Origin of the sequence: Streptomyces sp. NEAU-W12 (assembly GCF_026242095.1) — a bacterium.
Taxonomy (GTDB): domain Bacteria; phylum Actinomycetota; class Actinomycetes; order Streptomycetales; family Streptomycetaceae; genus Streptomyces.
Map to the genome: position 1 here is coordinate 1 of NZ_JAPJDM010000031.1, position 14,191 is coordinate 14,191.

The 14,191-nt window shown below is 72.1% G+C and carries 14 protein-coding genes and 2 pseudogenes; 3 read left to right on the forward strand and 13 right to left on the reverse strand.

The window, feature by feature from the left end:
- From ORI94_RS30360 to ORI94_RS30385, 6 genes are all read right to left on the reverse strand, one after another.
- Positions 1-202: ATP-binding cassette domain-containing protein (locus tag ORI94_RS30360; RefSeq protein ID WP_266081564.1), on the reverse strand; the 202-nt coding region annotated here is incomplete at its 3' end.
- A 58-nt stretch (positions 203-260) separates the two neighbouring features.
- Positions 261-1,103, reverse strand: a complete 843-nt coding sequence (locus tag ORI94_RS30365) for a DUF4097 family beta strand repeat-containing protein (RefSeq protein WP_266081566.1) — start codon at positions 1,101-1,103, stop codon at positions 261-263.
- 94 nt (positions 1,104-1,197) lie between these two features.
- Positions 1,198-1,716, reverse strand: a complete 519-nt coding sequence (locus tag ORI94_RS30370) for a toxin-antitoxin system HicB family antitoxin (protein ID WP_266081568.1) — start codon at positions 1,714-1,716, stop codon at positions 1,198-1,200.
- Positions 1,717-1,932: 216 nt separating this feature from the next.
- Positions 1,933-2,706: a sulfite exporter TauE/SafE family protein gene (locus ORI94_RS30375; protein ID WP_266081570.1), complete on the reverse strand. Its 774-nt coding sequence runs from the start codon at positions 2,704-2,706 to the stop codon at positions 1,933-1,935.
- A 127-nt stretch (positions 2,707-2,833) separates the two neighbouring features.
- On the reverse strand, positions 2,834-3,637 hold the full coding sequence (gene ppk2 / locus ORI94_RS30380; RefSeq protein WP_266081572.1) for a polyphosphate kinase 2: 804 nt from the start codon (positions 3,635-3,637) through the stop codon (positions 2,834-2,836).
- 147 nt (positions 3,638-3,784) lie between these two features.
- Positions 3,785-4,165 (reverse strand): vitamin K epoxide reductase family protein, encoded by a 381-nt coding sequence (locus ORI94_RS30385; RefSeq protein ID WP_266081574.1) that lies wholly within the window; start codon positions 4,163-4,165, stop codon positions 3,785-3,787.
- A 46-nt stretch (positions 4,166-4,211) separates the two neighbouring features.
- On the opposite strand from ORI94_RS30385, the pseudogene ORI94_RS30390 reads away from it, so the two are divergent.
- Positions 4,212-4,591 (forward strand): annotated as a pseudogene (locus tag ORI94_RS30390) (molybdopterin-dependent oxidoreductase); the annotation flags it as partial.
- A gap of 381 nt (positions 4,592-4,972) precedes the next feature.
- On the opposite strand, the gene ORI94_RS30395 reads toward ORI94_RS30390, so the two are convergent.
- Positions 4,973-5,383, reverse strand: a complete 411-nt coding sequence (locus ORI94_RS30395) for an SRPBCC family protein (RefSeq protein ID WP_266081576.1) — start codon at positions 5,381-5,383, stop codon at positions 4,973-4,975.
- 230 nt (positions 5,384-5,613) lie between these two features.
- Between ORI94_RS30395 and ORI94_RS30400 the strand changes: the two genes are divergently transcribed.
- Positions 5,614-5,976 carry a cupin domain-containing protein gene (locus ORI94_RS30400; RefSeq protein WP_266081578.1) on the forward strand — a complete coding sequence of 121 codons (363 nt, stop codon included), beginning with the start codon at positions 5,614-5,616 and terminating at the stop codon, positions 5,974-5,976.
- 98 nt (positions 5,977-6,074) lie between these two features.
- Positions 6,075-6,194 (forward strand): annotated as a pseudogene (locus ORI94_RS35650) (IS481 family transposase); the annotation flags it as partial.
- Between the two features lie 102 nt (positions 6,195-6,296).
- Here the strand turns inward: ORI94_RS35650 and ORI94_RS30405 are convergent.
- The 6 genes from ORI94_RS30405 to rhaI form a co-directional block, all read right to left on the reverse strand.
- Complete coding sequence (locus ORI94_RS30405; protein WP_266081580.1) at positions 6,297-6,938, reverse strand: LutC/YkgG family protein; 642 nt, start codon at positions 6,936-6,938, stop codon at positions 6,297-6,299.
- On the reverse strand, positions 6,935-8,476 hold the full coding sequence (locus ORI94_RS30410) for a LutB/LldF family L-lactate oxidation iron-sulfur protein (protein WP_266081582.1): 1,542 nt from the start codon (positions 8,474-8,476) through the stop codon (positions 6,935-6,937). Before ORI94_RS30410 ends, ORI94_RS30405 begins: the two co-directional genes overlap by 4 nt.
- Positions 8,473-9,228, reverse strand: coding sequence for a (Fe-S)-binding protein (locus ORI94_RS30415; protein WP_266081584.1), 756 nt, complete (start codon positions 9,226-9,228; stop codon positions 8,473-8,475). The genes ORI94_RS30410 and ORI94_RS30415 overlap by 4 nt, the downstream gene beginning before the upstream one ends.
- A gap of 73 nt (positions 9,229-9,301) precedes the next feature.
- Positions 9,302-10,756 (reverse strand): rhamnulokinase, encoded by a 1,455-nt coding sequence (locus tag ORI94_RS30420; protein ID WP_266081586.1) that lies wholly within the window; start codon positions 10,754-10,756, stop codon positions 9,302-9,304.
- Positions 10,753-12,792 carry a bifunctional aldolase/short-chain dehydrogenase gene (locus ORI94_RS30425; protein WP_266081588.1) on the reverse strand — a complete coding sequence of 680 codons (2,040 nt, stop codon included), beginning with the start codon at positions 12,790-12,792 and terminating at the stop codon, positions 10,753-10,755. The genes ORI94_RS30420 and ORI94_RS30425 overlap by 4 nt, the downstream gene beginning before the upstream one ends.
- 116 nt (positions 12,793-12,908) lie before the next feature.
- Positions 12,909-14,069 (reverse strand): L-rhamnose isomerase, encoded by a 1,161-nt coding sequence (gene rhaI, locus ORI94_RS30430; protein ID WP_266081592.1) that lies wholly within the window; start codon positions 14,067-14,069, stop codon positions 12,909-12,911.
- Positions 14,070-14,191: the final 122 nt, after the last annotated feature.

Genomic DNA, 14,191 nt, shown 5'->3' on the forward strand with positions numbered 1-14,191 from the left:
TGGAGAGGATCTTCACGGCGGTGGTCTTGCCGGCGCCGTTCGGCCCGAGCAGCGCGAACACGGACCCGGCCGGCACCGCCAGGTCGATGCCGTCGAGGACCGTCTTGTCCCCGTAGGCCTTGCGCAGACCGGCCGTGAAGACGGCGACCGGCGACGGGCGACCGTCACCCAATCTGGGCATGGGCATGACAGATGAAGGCATGGGGTTCTCCGTTCGAGGACTGAAGCGGGTGGGAGGCGGAGCCGGTTGCGGCTGGGGCTCAGGTCCTGGCGCGGCGGACGTCGATGCTGCCGTGCCGGGTGCGGGCGCGGACCCTGACGGTGTCCTCGGTCTCCCCCGGGGACTCGGACGCCGTGAGTGTGTTGCGTACCTGGCCGGAGCCCGAGCTGACGTCCAGCCAGGCGGCCGTGCCCTCGCGGACGCCGACCTCGATGGCGCCGTAGGAGGTCTCCAGCTGGACCGTGCCGCAGGCCACTTCGCCCACGCGCAAGGTGCCGTGGGCGGTGGTGGCGGTGACCGAGTCCTCGGCGCGCCGGATCTCGATGTCGCCGTTGGCGCCCCTCACCCGCAGTTCACCGGTCGCGGCGCCGACGGTCGTGGTGCCGTGCGAGTTCTTCAGGACGGCGGACCCGTCGACCAGGCCGACGCGCAGGCTGCCGGAGCTGGTGGTGATCTCGGCCGTGCCCTCGACCCGCTCCACGGTGATCGAGCCGTGCGACGCGGTCAGCTGCAGCGGCCCGGTCGTGTCGAGGCGGACGTCGCCGGACGAGACCTTCACACGGACCTCGCCGAGCCGGCCCTCGCCGAGCACCTGGGCCCAGGCGCCGGTCATGTCGACGTGCGAGCCCGCGGGCAGTTCGACCGTCACGTCGACGGTGCCGGTACGGCCGAGCAGGTTGGGCTTGGGGGTCCTGACGGTCAGTACGCCGCTCGCGTACGTGACCTCGGTCTGGTCGGCCGCCCGTACGTCCTGGTCCCGCTTCGGGTCGCGGGGGCGCACCTCGACGACGGTGTCCGCTCGGTCGCCCGCGGTGAACCGGATGGAACCGGCCTCCACGCGCGCCGTGGCCGAGATCGGTTCGAAAGTGTCGAAAGAAGGCATGGCTGTCCCGTCCTCTTGGGTCTTCGGGCCGTCCCCGCTGAGGGGGCGTGGTGTGGGTGGAGTGACGCGGTGGAGTGGAGCGGGTGGGACGCAGTCAGCGCACCCAGCCCGTGAAGCTCTGCCCGACGGTCCTGGTCGTCTCCGTCGTGCGCGGCCGGGTGCCGCCGTCGACCGCGGCCGACACGGCGCGCACCAGCCACGCGTTGACCGACAGGCCCTCGCGGGCCGCGGCCTCCTCTGCGCGGGCCTTGAGGTGGGCCGGCAGACGGAGGTTGACGCGGGCGGTGCCGCCCTCGTCGCCCTCGGCCGGGGCCGGTGTCCTGAGCGGTTCCACGGGCGCGGCCGGCTCCGCGGGGGCGCCGTCGTCGGCGGGTGGCGGTGTCACCACGAAGTCGGGGTCGAGCCCGCGCAGCCGTACGTCGACCGAGCCGGGAGCGAGTTCGCGGGTGATCTCGTCCATCGCGGCGGAGAGCACGTTGAGCAGGGTCAGCCGGGTCGCCGACTCCAGGGGGGCGGTGAGCCGCTCGGCCAGCTCGCGGGCTTCGTCGCCGCCGGCTTCGGCGGCCACCGCGAGTTCGCGGCGGATGGTGTCGACGTACGGGGTGAGGTCCATGGCGTCATCATGGCACCATAATGGCGCCACGCGCAAGCCTGGAGGGTGCTCTGTGGGGCGGCGGATCTGAGGCTGATGTTCCTGCCTGCGGAAACGTGAAGAGGATGGCTCGGTTTATGGGGCGCCTTGCCCGCTCGTGAAGCCTTGGAAGTCATGGGATGGCGCCGGACGATGCCAAGTGGTGCCATCCGGCGCCATGTGGTGTCACATGGTGGTTCAGCGCAGGAGCAGTTGGACGATGGCGAGGGTGCCGACCACGACGACGAAGGTCCGCAGGAGGCGCGGGGAAAGCCGGCGCCCCACCTTCGCGCCGACCTGGCCGCCGATCGCCGAGCCCACGGCGATGAGCAGGACGGCGGTCCACTCGAAGTCGGCGACGAACAGGAAGAACAGGGCCGCGATGCTGTTCACGACGGCGGAGAGGACGTTCTTGACGGCGTTCAGACGCTGGAGGGTGTCGTCGAGCAGCATGCCCATCAGGGAGAGGTAGACGATCCCCTGGGCCGCCGCGAAGTAGCCGCCGTAGACGCTGGCGAGCAGGAGCCCGCCGAAGAGGACGGGGCCGCCGTCGGCCCTGGCGGCCGTGCCCGTGCGCGCACGGCGGCGCTGGACGCGGGCGGAGATGCGGGGCTGGAGCACGACGAGGACCAGCGCGAGCGCGACCAGCACGGGGACGATCGTCTCGAAGGCGGTCGCGGGGAGCGTGAGCAGCAGCATCGCCCCGGCGAGTCCGCCGACCGCCGCGGCCGCGCCGAGCCGCAGGACGAGAGGGCGCTGGCCCCTGAGTTCCGCCCGGTAGCCTATGGCGCCGCTGACCGAACCGGGGATCAGCCCGAGGGCGTTGGACACGGTGGCGGTCACCGGGGGCAGCCCGGTGGCGAGCAGGACGGGAAACGTGATCAGCGTGCCCGAGCCGACGATGGTGTTGATGGCGCCGGCGCCGATTCCGGCGGCGAAGACCGCCAGCGCCTCCCAGATGGACAAGGCCATCTCCTTCGGGGTTCGGTGGGTCGCCTCCCCGCCATGAAGGTCGAGGGGCCGGCACCGATCATGCACGAAGAGGGTGAAGGCCCGGACAGCCGGGGGCGTCACCCGGTCACGTCGTCCGGTCCCCGGGTCAGAGACCGGCCGCGTGGTCCGGGACGTACGTCTGGAGGTCGCGGGGCGGGCGCTGGTAGCCGGTGGACGGCGGGCGCTCCGGCAGCTCGATGACCGGCGGCTCCACCTCCTGGTAGGGCACCGTGCCCAACAGGTGGGCGATCATGTTCAGCCGCGCGCGGCGCTTGTCGTCGCTCTCCACGATGTACCACGGCACCTCGGCGATGTCGGTGTGCACCAGCATCGCGTCCTTGGCCCGGGAGTACGCCTCCCAGCGGTTGATCGACTCGAGGTCCATCGGCGACAGCTTCCAGCGGCGCAGCGGATCCTCCAGCCGCTTGCGGAACCGTGCCTCCTGCTCGGTGTCGCTCACCGAGAACCAGTACTTGCGCAGCAGGATCCCGTCCTCCACCAGCATCCGCTCGAAGATCGGGCACTGGCGCAGAAAGCGCTGGTACTCCTCCTTCGTGCAGAAGTCCATGACCCGCTCGACGCCGGCGCGGTTGTACCAGGAGCGGTCGAACAGCACGATCTCGCCGGCGGCCGGCAGGTGCTCGACATAGCGCTGGAAGTACCACTGGGTGCGCTGGCGCTCGGTCGGCTTGGGCAGGGCCGCGATACGTGCCACACGCGGGTTGAGGTGCTCCGTGACCCGCTTGATGGTGCCGCCCTTGCCCGCGGCGTCCCGGCCCTCGAAGACGACGACCAGCCGGGCCCCCTCCGCCCGCACCCACTCCTGGAGCTTCACCAGCTCCGTCTGCAGCCGCAGCAGCTCGCTCTCGTACGTCGCACGGGACAGCTTCGTCACCTTCTTGCCGGCCATGCCGCCGCCTCCACCACCCGGTGACCCGCGCCATCGGCGGTCGGGCCGTTCTCTCCAGGATCTCCAAGGTCGAACACCTGGACGTCACCGTACTGATCGGCGGGGCTCCGCGCATCCTGCCCGGTGACGGGCCGGGGAGTCCGAGGACTACGGCAAGGTGCTCCGGTACGGCCGGAAGCGGGTGAGGACGAGTACGGCGATCACGCCGTACCAGGCGCCCAGCAGCATCCGGTGCGTGTCCCGGACGACCTCCCGCACCAGCCGGGGCGCCGGGACGGGGCCCCGATCCAGGCAGTGCACGGTGACGCACCAGAACAGGACGACGGTGACGACCCAGACCACGGCACAGGAGGGACAGAGCTTGTCGAGTTCGTACAGTGACTGCGCGATCAGCCAGTGGACGAAGACCACGCCGACCAGCGCCCCGGCGCCCAGCGCGAGCCGCAGTGCCCGGTGGAAGCGGGCGCCGGTGAGGGCGGCGACGCCCAGGGCGGTCACGGCGGCGAACGCGCCCGGTCCGAGCAGCATGTCGGGAAAGCCGAACCGGCTCCCCCGCGGACCGGACATGACGCTCGACTGGTACGCGGACCTGCCGGTGGCCTCCCCCGCAGGTCTTCGGCGACCAGACCGACGTACCGGAGTCGGGGGACTGGTGGGACGCCGGATACCTGATCATGTGGGGCTCCACCATCCCCGTCACTCGTACCCCGGACGCGCACTGGGTGGCCGAGGCCCGCTACCGGGACCAGAAGGTCGTCGCGGTGTCCCCGGACTACGCGGACAACGTGAAGTTCGCCGACGAGTGGCTGCCGGCCCAGCCGGGCACCGACGGCGCCCTGGCGATGGCCATGGGCCACGTCGTCCTCAAGGAGTTCTTCGTCGGCCGCGAGAGGGAGTACTTCTCCCCGTACCTGAAGCGGTACACCGACCTGCCGTTCCTGCCTCGACCTGGTGCGCGTTCGCCGTCGTGGGCCCACTGGTCCTGTCCGGGTGGGTGCGGGGGCGCGGGCGGTGCCCGGGGGCGAACGCCTCGGCAGGGTGACCGCCCGGGCCGGTCCGTGAACGCGGCGCGCGTCATGCCACCCCGGTCGAGCCGGGCACCGGGACACCGCCCGTACCACCACGTGACGCTCGGGATCCGGGTGCGAGGACGAGGCCGCCCTGGCCAGTGGGTGGTGTTCCGGCACGGTACGGACCGCGGTGTTCACGGCTGTCCGTGTGCCGCTCGCCGCCCTCGGCCACGTCCTGACGCCAAAAGACCGCGGTGCCCCGGCGGGCTCCGGCGGCGACGTCGATGCCGCGCCGCGCCGCGCCCTTCTCCGCGGCCCCCGGTGGCTAGGCGCTTTCCAGCAGCTCCTTGAGCCGCGCCAGGTCGGCGGCGACCGTGCGGGCGTCACGCTCGAATGCGGCGTCGCTCGTCCCCGGCCGCCGGCGGAGGGTGAACACCACCTCACTGCCCGAACCGTCGGCGAGCACGCGGACCGGGTTGTGGACGGTCTCCCCGGAAGGCAGCGTGACGTCGTGGTCGAGCACACCCCACTCATTGCGCGGTGCGAAGGCGACCACGACCCGGCCCATGGGGGAGGACTCCGCGACCCACTGCCCCTTGATTCTCTCGACGGAGCCGCCCAGGCCACGGGCCCATGCGGGCAGGTTGGCCGGTTGTGACGCATAGGCGTAGACGTCGGCGGCGGTGCGGTCGACGAAGACGCCGAGGTGGCGCGACTTTCTGCCGGTGCTCTTCATGGCGGCGACGGTAGCGGGACACCGTCTTCGTCCTCTTGAACGAATCGGACACGTACGACCGCCGGGTGGTCCCTGGACGCACCGGTACCGGACCCGTCACCGGAATGGCGTGCCCGTCCTGACGGGCGGACGACGGGGTGGTGGGGCCAGGGCCGCCCCGCCGGTGCTGTCGCGGACGGACGGACACCGGCCCCGGCCGCGCAGAGCGACGGCCGGAAGGGAGCAGGGGCATGCTGGAGATCAGGACACTGGACAAGCCGGACGAGCGCCGGGACTTCCGCAGGGGACACCTCGAAGCCGTCCACATGACCGGGCTGGACTTCGCCGTGGCCGTCTTCGAGCCCGGGTGGCGCTGGTCCGAATCCGTCGGGCCCCTCGCCGGCACCCCGAACTGCCGGACCCACCACGACGGCCACGTCGTCCAGGGCCGGCCGCACATCCGCATGGACGACGGCGCCGAGAGCGAGGCCGGCCCCGGCGACGTCTTCGTCTGCACACCCGGCCACGACGCCCGGATCGTCGGTGAGGAACAGGTCGTGGTGTACGACTCCGCGGGCGCCATGGCCCAGAGCTGTGCGAAGGCCGCCGGCTAAGGGCTGCTGCGCAAGCGGCGCCTGCCGCGCGACGTCCGGCACGCACTCCCGCCGCACCGCCCGAAAGCCCGGGCACGCCCGGTACGAGGGCTTCCGGGCGGCCCTGCGCCGGCAACACCGCAGCCCCGGCGGACTTCCTGCACACCTGCAACCACCACCGCTGCCCCACCGGACTCGAAGGCCGCCCACCGATCAGCCGTGTGGACAACGCCGCGGGTCCATGCACCCGGCCCTCCCACGAGACGAGCGCGCCGGGCGGTGGTGACCCACGGCGACTGCGAGGGAGCGGCCCGGGCGGTGCCCGTGCGGGGACCGCGGGATCAGCCGACCAGGACGACCTCCAGGGTGCGCGGGCCGTGCACGCCCTCCACCCGGTCGAGTTCGATGTCGCTCGTCGCCGACGGGCCGGAGATCCAGGTGAGAGGGCGGGCCGGGTCGAGACGCTCGAGGGCGTACGGGACGGAGGCGACGACCTGGGCGGCGCGGACGACGCAGATGTGGTGGTCCGGGACGAGGGTGATCCGGCGCCGGCCCTGGTCGGGGGAGCCGTCCAGGACGATCGTGCCGGTCTCGGCGACGGCGACCGCGCAGGCGGTGACCACGCTGTCGACCCGGTCCAGCTCCTGCGGGGTGCTCTCCGCCCGGTCCGCGACCCGTCTCACCCCGGTCCGGGCGAGCCAGCTCTCGTCAAGACCCGGCGGTACGAGCACCGACGACGAGCCGCGTGCGGCCAGGAGCCCGGCGACGACCTCGGCCAGCCCGCCGGCGCCGGTGCGGTGGACGACCGCCCGGTAGTCGGCGAGGTTCTCGGCGAGGAGATCCAGCGTCCGGGCCGGGGTGCGGTCACCGTGCTCGCGCAGGTAATCGCGCGGGACGGCCTCCTCGTACGGCCTGTCGTCGGCGCGCGGGACGTCGGCGAGGGCGCGCCGCACCCGGCCCAGGATCCGTTCCCTGCTGCTCACCGGTCACCGTCCTTGTCCTTGGCCCTGCCCTCGTCCTTCACCGGGGCCCCGGCCGCGTCCGACGAGGGGGGACCCCCGGCGCCGCGTGTGCGCTGCCACCAGTCGCGGAAGGGCTCCGCCGGCACCACAGGAAGATCCCGGGTCCCGCTCCACGCGCGGCCGGGGCCCGGCAGGGTGCGCGGATGCAGGCGCCGGGTGCGGGAGGCGAGGCGCTGTCCGGCGCGCAGCGCGCCCGGGTGCGAGAACGCCCAGCGGGCCGCGCGCATCGCGGCGCGCTCGGCGGCGTGGCCCTTCGCGGGCTGCAGCACCACCTTGTTGCCGTCCCGGACCACCTGGCCGCCCTCCACGATCCGTTCCCGCAGGTGCACCAGCACCTCGGGGATGTCGATGGCGACCGGGCACACCTCGTAGCAGGCCCCGCACAGCGACGAGGCGTACGGCAGGGAGGCGTCGATCTCGCTTGCCGTGCCCCGCAGCTGAGGGCTGAGGATGGCTCCGATCGGGCCCGGGTAGACCGAGCCGTAGGCGTGGCCGCCGGCCCGCTCGTAGACCGGACAGACGTTGAGGCAGGCCGAGCAGCGGATGCACCGCAGCGCCTGCCGGCCCACCTCGTCGGCGAGGGTGTCGGTGCGGCCGTTGTCCAGCAGTACCAGATGGAAGGCGCGCGGGCCGTCCGCGTCGGTGGTGCCGGTCCAGGTGGACGTGTACGGGTTCATCCGTTCGGCGGTCGAGGAGCGCGGGAGCGTCTGCAGGAACACCTCGAGGTCCCGCCAGGTCGGCACGATCTTCTCGATGCCGACGACCGAGATCAGCGTCTCGGGCAGGGTCAGGCACATCCGTCCGTTGCCCTCGGACTCCACCACCACCAGCGTGCCGGTCTCGGCGACCACGAAGTTGGCCCCGGAGACGCCCACCTTGGCCCGCAGGAACTTCTCCCGCAGGTGCAGCCGCGCGGCCTCGGCCAGTTCGGCGGGGGTATCGGTGAGACCCTCGGGTGCCGGGCGGCCCCAGCCGCTCATCTCGCGGGCGAAGACGTCCCGGATCTCCCCGCGGTTGCGGTGGATCGCGGGAACCAGGATGTGCGAGGGACGGTCCCGGCCCAACTGCACGATCAGCTCGGCCAGATCGGTCTCGTAGGCGCGGATGCCCGCCGCCTCGAGGGCCTCGTTGAGCCCGATCTCCTGGGTGGCCATCGACTTGACCTTGACGACCTCGCGCTCGCCGGTCTCCTTCACCAGGCGGGTCACGATCGCGTTGGCCTCGTCGGCGTCGGCCGCCCAGTGCACGGTGCCGCCCGCCGCCGTGACCGCCTCCTCGGCCTTCACCAGGTAGTCGTCGAGGTGGCGCAGGGTGTGGTCCTTGATCCGCTTGCCGGCCTCGCGCAGCGCCGCCCAGTCGGAGACCTCCGCGACGGCATGGGCACGCTTGGCGCGGATGGTGTGCGTGGCGTGTCGCAGATTGCCCCGCAGGGTCTTGTCGGGCACCGCCTCGCGCGCGGCCTTCGGGAAGGCGGGCATCCCTACGAACGTGCCGCTCATGCCGCCGGTTCCTCCTCCGTGCTCGCCAGGATCTCCGCGATGTGCACCGGCCGCATGCCGGTCCGCAGCCGGGTCATCGTCCCCCCGATGTGCATCAGACAGGAGTTGTCCGCCGCGCACAGCACCTCCGCGCCCGTCGACTCGGCGCTGCGCACCTTGTCGGCACCCATCGCCGCGGAGACGTCGGGGTTCTTCAGCGCGAACGTGCCGCCGAAGCCGCAGCACTCCTCGGCCCCCGGCAGTTCCACCAGCTCCAGCCCTTCCACGGCCTCCAGGAGCCGCCGGGGCCGGTCGCCGAGCCCCAGCGAGCGCAGCCCGTGACAGGTGGGATGGTAGGTCACCGTGTGCGGGTAGTACGCGCCGACATCCGTCACCCCGAGCACGTCCACCAGGAACTCGGTGAGTTCGTACGTCCTCGGCACCACCGGTGCCAGGGCGGCCGCGAGGGCGTCCCCGCGCCCCTGGGCGCGGGCCCGCTCGCCCATCCGCGGATACAGCTCCCGCACCATCGCCCCGCACGACCCGGACGGTGTCACGATCGCCTCGTAGTCCCCGAAGACCTCGCAGAAGTGCCGCGCCAGCGGCTCGGCCTCGTGCCGGTACCCGGTGTTGTAGTGCGCCTGGCCGCAACAGGTCTGCGCCATCGGGAAGTCGACCTCGACACCGAGTCTGGTCAGCAGCTTCACCACGGCGCGCCCGGTGTCCGGATAGAGCGTGTCGTTGACGCAGGTCAGGAACAGGGCGACACGCATCGCGGCTCCTTCTGGATCGATCATCGAGTGGATGCAGGGTAGTGCGCGGACACGGCCCGGGGGAGACCTCGGGTCAGCCCCGGGCGAGCCGGGCCTGCGCGGCCTCCCACTGCCGCGTGCCGCCGCGCGGTTCGTACCGGGTCGGCGACTGGGTACGGGTGAGCAGGCGCCGCATCCCGGCCAGGTCGCCGGCCGGCCCGTGCGCACGGGCCTGCACGAGGACGTTGCCCAGCGCGGCCGCCTCGGTCGGGCCGGCCACCACCGGCAGCCCGCAGGCGTCCGCGGTCAGCTGGCACAGCAGGGCGTTGCGGGTGCCGCCGCCCACGATGTGCACGACGTCGACCGACCGCCCGGCGAGCCGCTGGGCGTCCTCGACGGCCCTGCGGTGCGCGAGCGCGAGCGAGTCGAGGATGCAGCGGGTGATCTCGGCGGGGGAGCCGGGCACCGGCTGGCCCGAGAGCCGGCAGGCCTCGGCGATCCGCTCCGGCATCCGTCCCGGTGCCAGGAACGCCGCGTCCCCGGCGTCCACCACCGACCGCAGCGCGGGCACCCCGGCCGCCTCCAGCAGCAGCGACCCCAGAGCGTCCGGCTCGCCCCAGGCCCGTACGCACTCCTGGAGCAGCCACAGGCCCATGATGTTGCGCAGGTACCGGACCGTGCCGTCCAGCCCCAGCTCGTTGGTGAAGTTGGCGACGCGGCTCTCCTCGGTCAGCACCGGGGCGTCCAGCTCGAGACCGGCCAGTGACCAGGTGCCGGTGCAGATGTACGCGAACCGCTCGCCGGTGGCGGGCACGGCGGCCACCGCGGACGCCGTGTCGTGCGAGCCGACCGCCGTCACCGGCACGGGCCCGGCCAGCCCGGTCTCCTCCAGCACCTCGGGCCGCAACTCCCCGGCCGGATCGCCGGGCCGGCGCAGCGGTGCGAAGAGGGAGAGATCGATGCCCAGGCGCTGTGCGACCGGGTGGGACCAGTCGCGGGTGCGCGGGTCGATCAGCTGGGTGGTCGAGGCGTTGGTCAGCTCCGTGCCCTGCGTACCGGTGAGCCAGTACGTCAGCAGGTCCGGGATCAGCAGCAGGCGTCGGGCCTGTGCGAGTTGGGCGGTGGAGCGGGCCGCCGTCAGCTGGTAGAGGGTGTTGAACGGCGCGTACTGCAGACCGGTCGCCGCGTACAGCTCCCCGGCCGGCAGGGCCGCCCACACCTTCTCCGCGATCCCCTCCGTGCGGGGGTCGCGGTAGTGCACCGGGTTGCCCAGCAGCGCACCGTCCGCGTCCAGCAGGCCGTAGTCCACGGCCCAGCTGTCGATGCCGACGGACGCGAGCCCGCCGCCCGCCGCACGCAGCCCCTCCAGCACTCCGGCGTACAGCCCGAGGACGTCCCAGCGCAGCCCTTCGGGCACCCGCACGGGCCGGTTCAAAAAGCGGTGGACCTCGGTCAGCTCCAGAGTGTCGGGGCCGACGCGGCCGACCATGACGCGCCCACTGGACGCGCCGAGATCGACCGCCGCGTACGGCCGCACCTGCGCGCTCATCGCAGGAACGCGGCGGCGACGCCGGCGTCGACCGGGACGTGCAGGCCCGTGGTGTGGGTGAGGTCACCGCCGGTCAGCGCGAAAACGGCGGCCGCGACATGCTCGGGCAGCACCTCCCGCTTCAGCAGCGTGCGCTGCGCGTAGAACTCGCCCAGCTTTTCCTCGGGCACCCCGTACACCGCCGCCCGCTTGGCCCCCCACCCGCCGGCGAAGATGCCCGAGCCGCGCACCACACCGTCCGGGTTGACGCCGTTGACCCGGATGCCGTGCTCACCCAACTCGGCTGCGAGAAGCCGCACCTGATGGGCCTGGTCGGCCTTGGTGGCCGAGTAGGCGATGTTGTTCGGACCGGCGAACACCGCGTTCTTGGAGGCGATGTAGACGATGTCGCCGCCCAGTCGCTGCGCGATCATCACCCGGGCCGCCTCGCGGGAGACCAGGAAGGAACCGCGGGCCATGATGTCGTGCTGGAGGTCCCAGTCCTTCGCGGACGTCTCGAGCAGCGGCTTGGACAGGGAGATCCCGGCGTTGTTCACCACCAGGTCGACCCCGCCGAACGCGAGCACCGCGGCCCGCATCGCCTCCGTGATCTGCTCCTCCGACGTCACGTCCACGGTCACGGCGACAGCCTTGTCCGGCCCGCCCAGTTCCTCGGCGACCGCGGCCGCGTTGTCCCCGTTCAGGTCCGCCACGACGACACACGCGCCCTCCGCCGCCAGCCGCCGCGCGATCGCCTTCCCGATCCCGCTGCCGCCACCGGTCACCAGCGCCACCCGGGTGGCGAGCGGCTTCGGCTCCGGCATCCGCTGGAGCTTCGCCTCCTCCAGGGCCCAGTACTCGATGCGGAACTTCTCCGACTCCTCGATCGGCGCGTACGTCGAGACCGCCTCCGCCCCGCGCATCACGTTGACCGCGTTGAGGTAGAACTCGCCGGCCACCCGGGCGGTCTGCTTGTCCTTGCCGAAACTGAACATGCCCACGCCGGGGACCAGCACGATCGCCGGGTCGGCGCCGCGCATGGCGGGGGAGTCGGGCACGGCGTGGGCCGCGTAGTAGGCGGCGTACTCCTCGCGGTAGGCGGCGTGCAGTTCCTTCAGCCGGGCCACGGCCTCGTCCACGGGGGCCGTCGGCGGCAGGTCGAGGACGAGCGGCCGGACCTTGGTGCGCAGGAAGTGGTCCGGGCAGGAGGTGCCGAGCGCGGCCAGCCGCGGGTGCTCGGCCCGGGCCAGGAAGTCCAGGACGGCTTCGGAGTCGTCGAAGTGCCCGACCTGCGCCCGGTCCTGGGAGGCGACGGCCCGCACGTACGGTGCGAGAGCCGCCGCACGCTCCCGGCGCCCGGCCTCGGGCAGCGGCTCGTACCCCTCGAGCACCGGCCCGAACGGCTCCGTCCTGCCCCGCTCGGCGAGGAACCGCTCGGCGGTGCGGATGATGTGCAGCGAGTTGCGCTCGCACTCCTCGGAGGTGTCGCCCCACGCGGTGATCCCGTGCCCGCCCAGGACACAGCCGACGGCCTGCGGGTTGGCCTCCTTCACCGCGGCGATGTCCAGGCCGAGCTGGAAACCGGGCCGACGCCACGGCACCCACACGACGGTGTCGCCGAAGCACTCGGCGGTCAGCTTCTCCCCATCGGCCGCGCAGGCGAGCGCGATCCCGGAGTCGGGGTGCAGATGGTCGACGTGCGGGGCCCTCACCAGTCCGTGCATCGCGGTGTCGATCGAGGGGGCCGCACCGCCCTTGCCGTGCAGGCAGTAGTCGAACGCGGCGACCATCTCGTCCTCGCGTTCGACGCCCGGGTAGACGTCGGCCAGCGCCCGCAGCCGGTCCAGACGCAGCACGGCGAGCCCCGCCCCGGTCAGCGTCCCGAGATCCCCACCGGACCCCTTGACCCACATCAGCTCCACATCACCCCCGGTCACGGGGTCGGTGGCGGTGCCCTTGGCGGAGGTGTTCCCGCCGGCGTAGTTGGTGTTCCGGGGATCGGCGCCGAGCCGGTGCGATCGAGAGAGCAGAGCGGCGGCTTCGGGATGGGTGGCCATGAAACTTCCAGTCCTTACATGAAAGAGAGGTGAGTGCATATCCCCAGGGCGCGGGGAACTGCGAGACCAGCCACACGCGGCCCGCACCCCGCAGCGAAACAGAACCCGGCAGACGCTCACGCGCCCCAGCCGGCCTGCTCACCCCCGACCCGCTCGGCAACGATCTTCTCGGCCCACCCGGACCGCCGATAGGCAGAAACGGGGTCGGGGTCCAACCCCATTTCCTCCCGCACCTCACGAAGCAGCGGACGCACGTCCGTGTTGTACGCGTCCATCAGCACGGCGTTGGCCTCGAGCACGTCCCCCGAGGCCTGCGCCTCGCACAGCGCCGTCCGGTCGACCAGCAGCGCCTTGGCCGTGGCCTCCTGGACGTTCATGACGGAACGGATGATCGCCGGGATCTTCGCCTCGATGTTGTGGCACTGGTCGAGCATGAACGCCACCTCGGGAGTGAACCCGCCCCCACGGATCACCTCGTACATGATCCGGAAAAGCTGGAACGGATCGGCGGCGCCGACCATCAGGTCGTCGTCGGCGTAGAACCGCGAGTTGAAGTCGAACGCGCCGAGCTTCCCCTCCCGCAGCAGTGTCGCCACGATGAACTCGATGTTGGTCCCCGGAGCATGGTGGCCGGTGTCGACGACCACCTGCGCCTTCTCGCCCAGCTTCAGGCAGTGCGCGTACGCGGTGCCCCAGTCCGGCACGTCCGTCGTGTAGAACGCCGGCTCGAAGAACTTGTACTCCAGCAGCATCCGCTGGTCGTCCCCGAGCCGCTCGTACACCTCGGCGAGCCCTTCGGCGAGCCGGTCCTGCCGCGCCCGGATGTCGTCCTGCCCGGGGTAGTTCGTCCCGTCGGCGAACCACAGCTTCAGGTCCTTGGAACCGGTCGCGTCCATGATGTCGACGCACTCCAGCAGATGGTCGACGGCCTTCCTGCGCACCGCCGCGTCCGGGGCGCAGATGCTGCCGAGCCTGTAGTCGTCGTCCTGGAAGGTGTTGGAGTTGATCGCTCCGAGCTTCACCCCGCGGTCCTCGGCGTGCCTGGCCAGCGCCGCGTAGTCGTCGACCTCGTCCCACGGGATGTGCAGCGCCACGGTCGGCGCGACACCCGTGAACGCGTGCACCCGGGCCGCGTCGTCCAGCTTCTCCTGCGGGGTGCGGGGCACACCCTGCTGCGCGAACACCTTGAAGCGGGTCCCCGAGTTGCCGTACGCCCACGACGGCGTCTCGACGGCCTGTGTCTTGAGAGCGGCCTTCGCCGCGGCGAGCTCGGTCACGTCAGGGCTCCTGTGACATCGGGTCGTATCGACCACTGAATAAAACGGCTGGCTGAAACGGCTGACTGAAGAGTTGAGTGAAACGATTCAGAAAGGGAAGTTATGGCGCCCCCGAAGAGGTG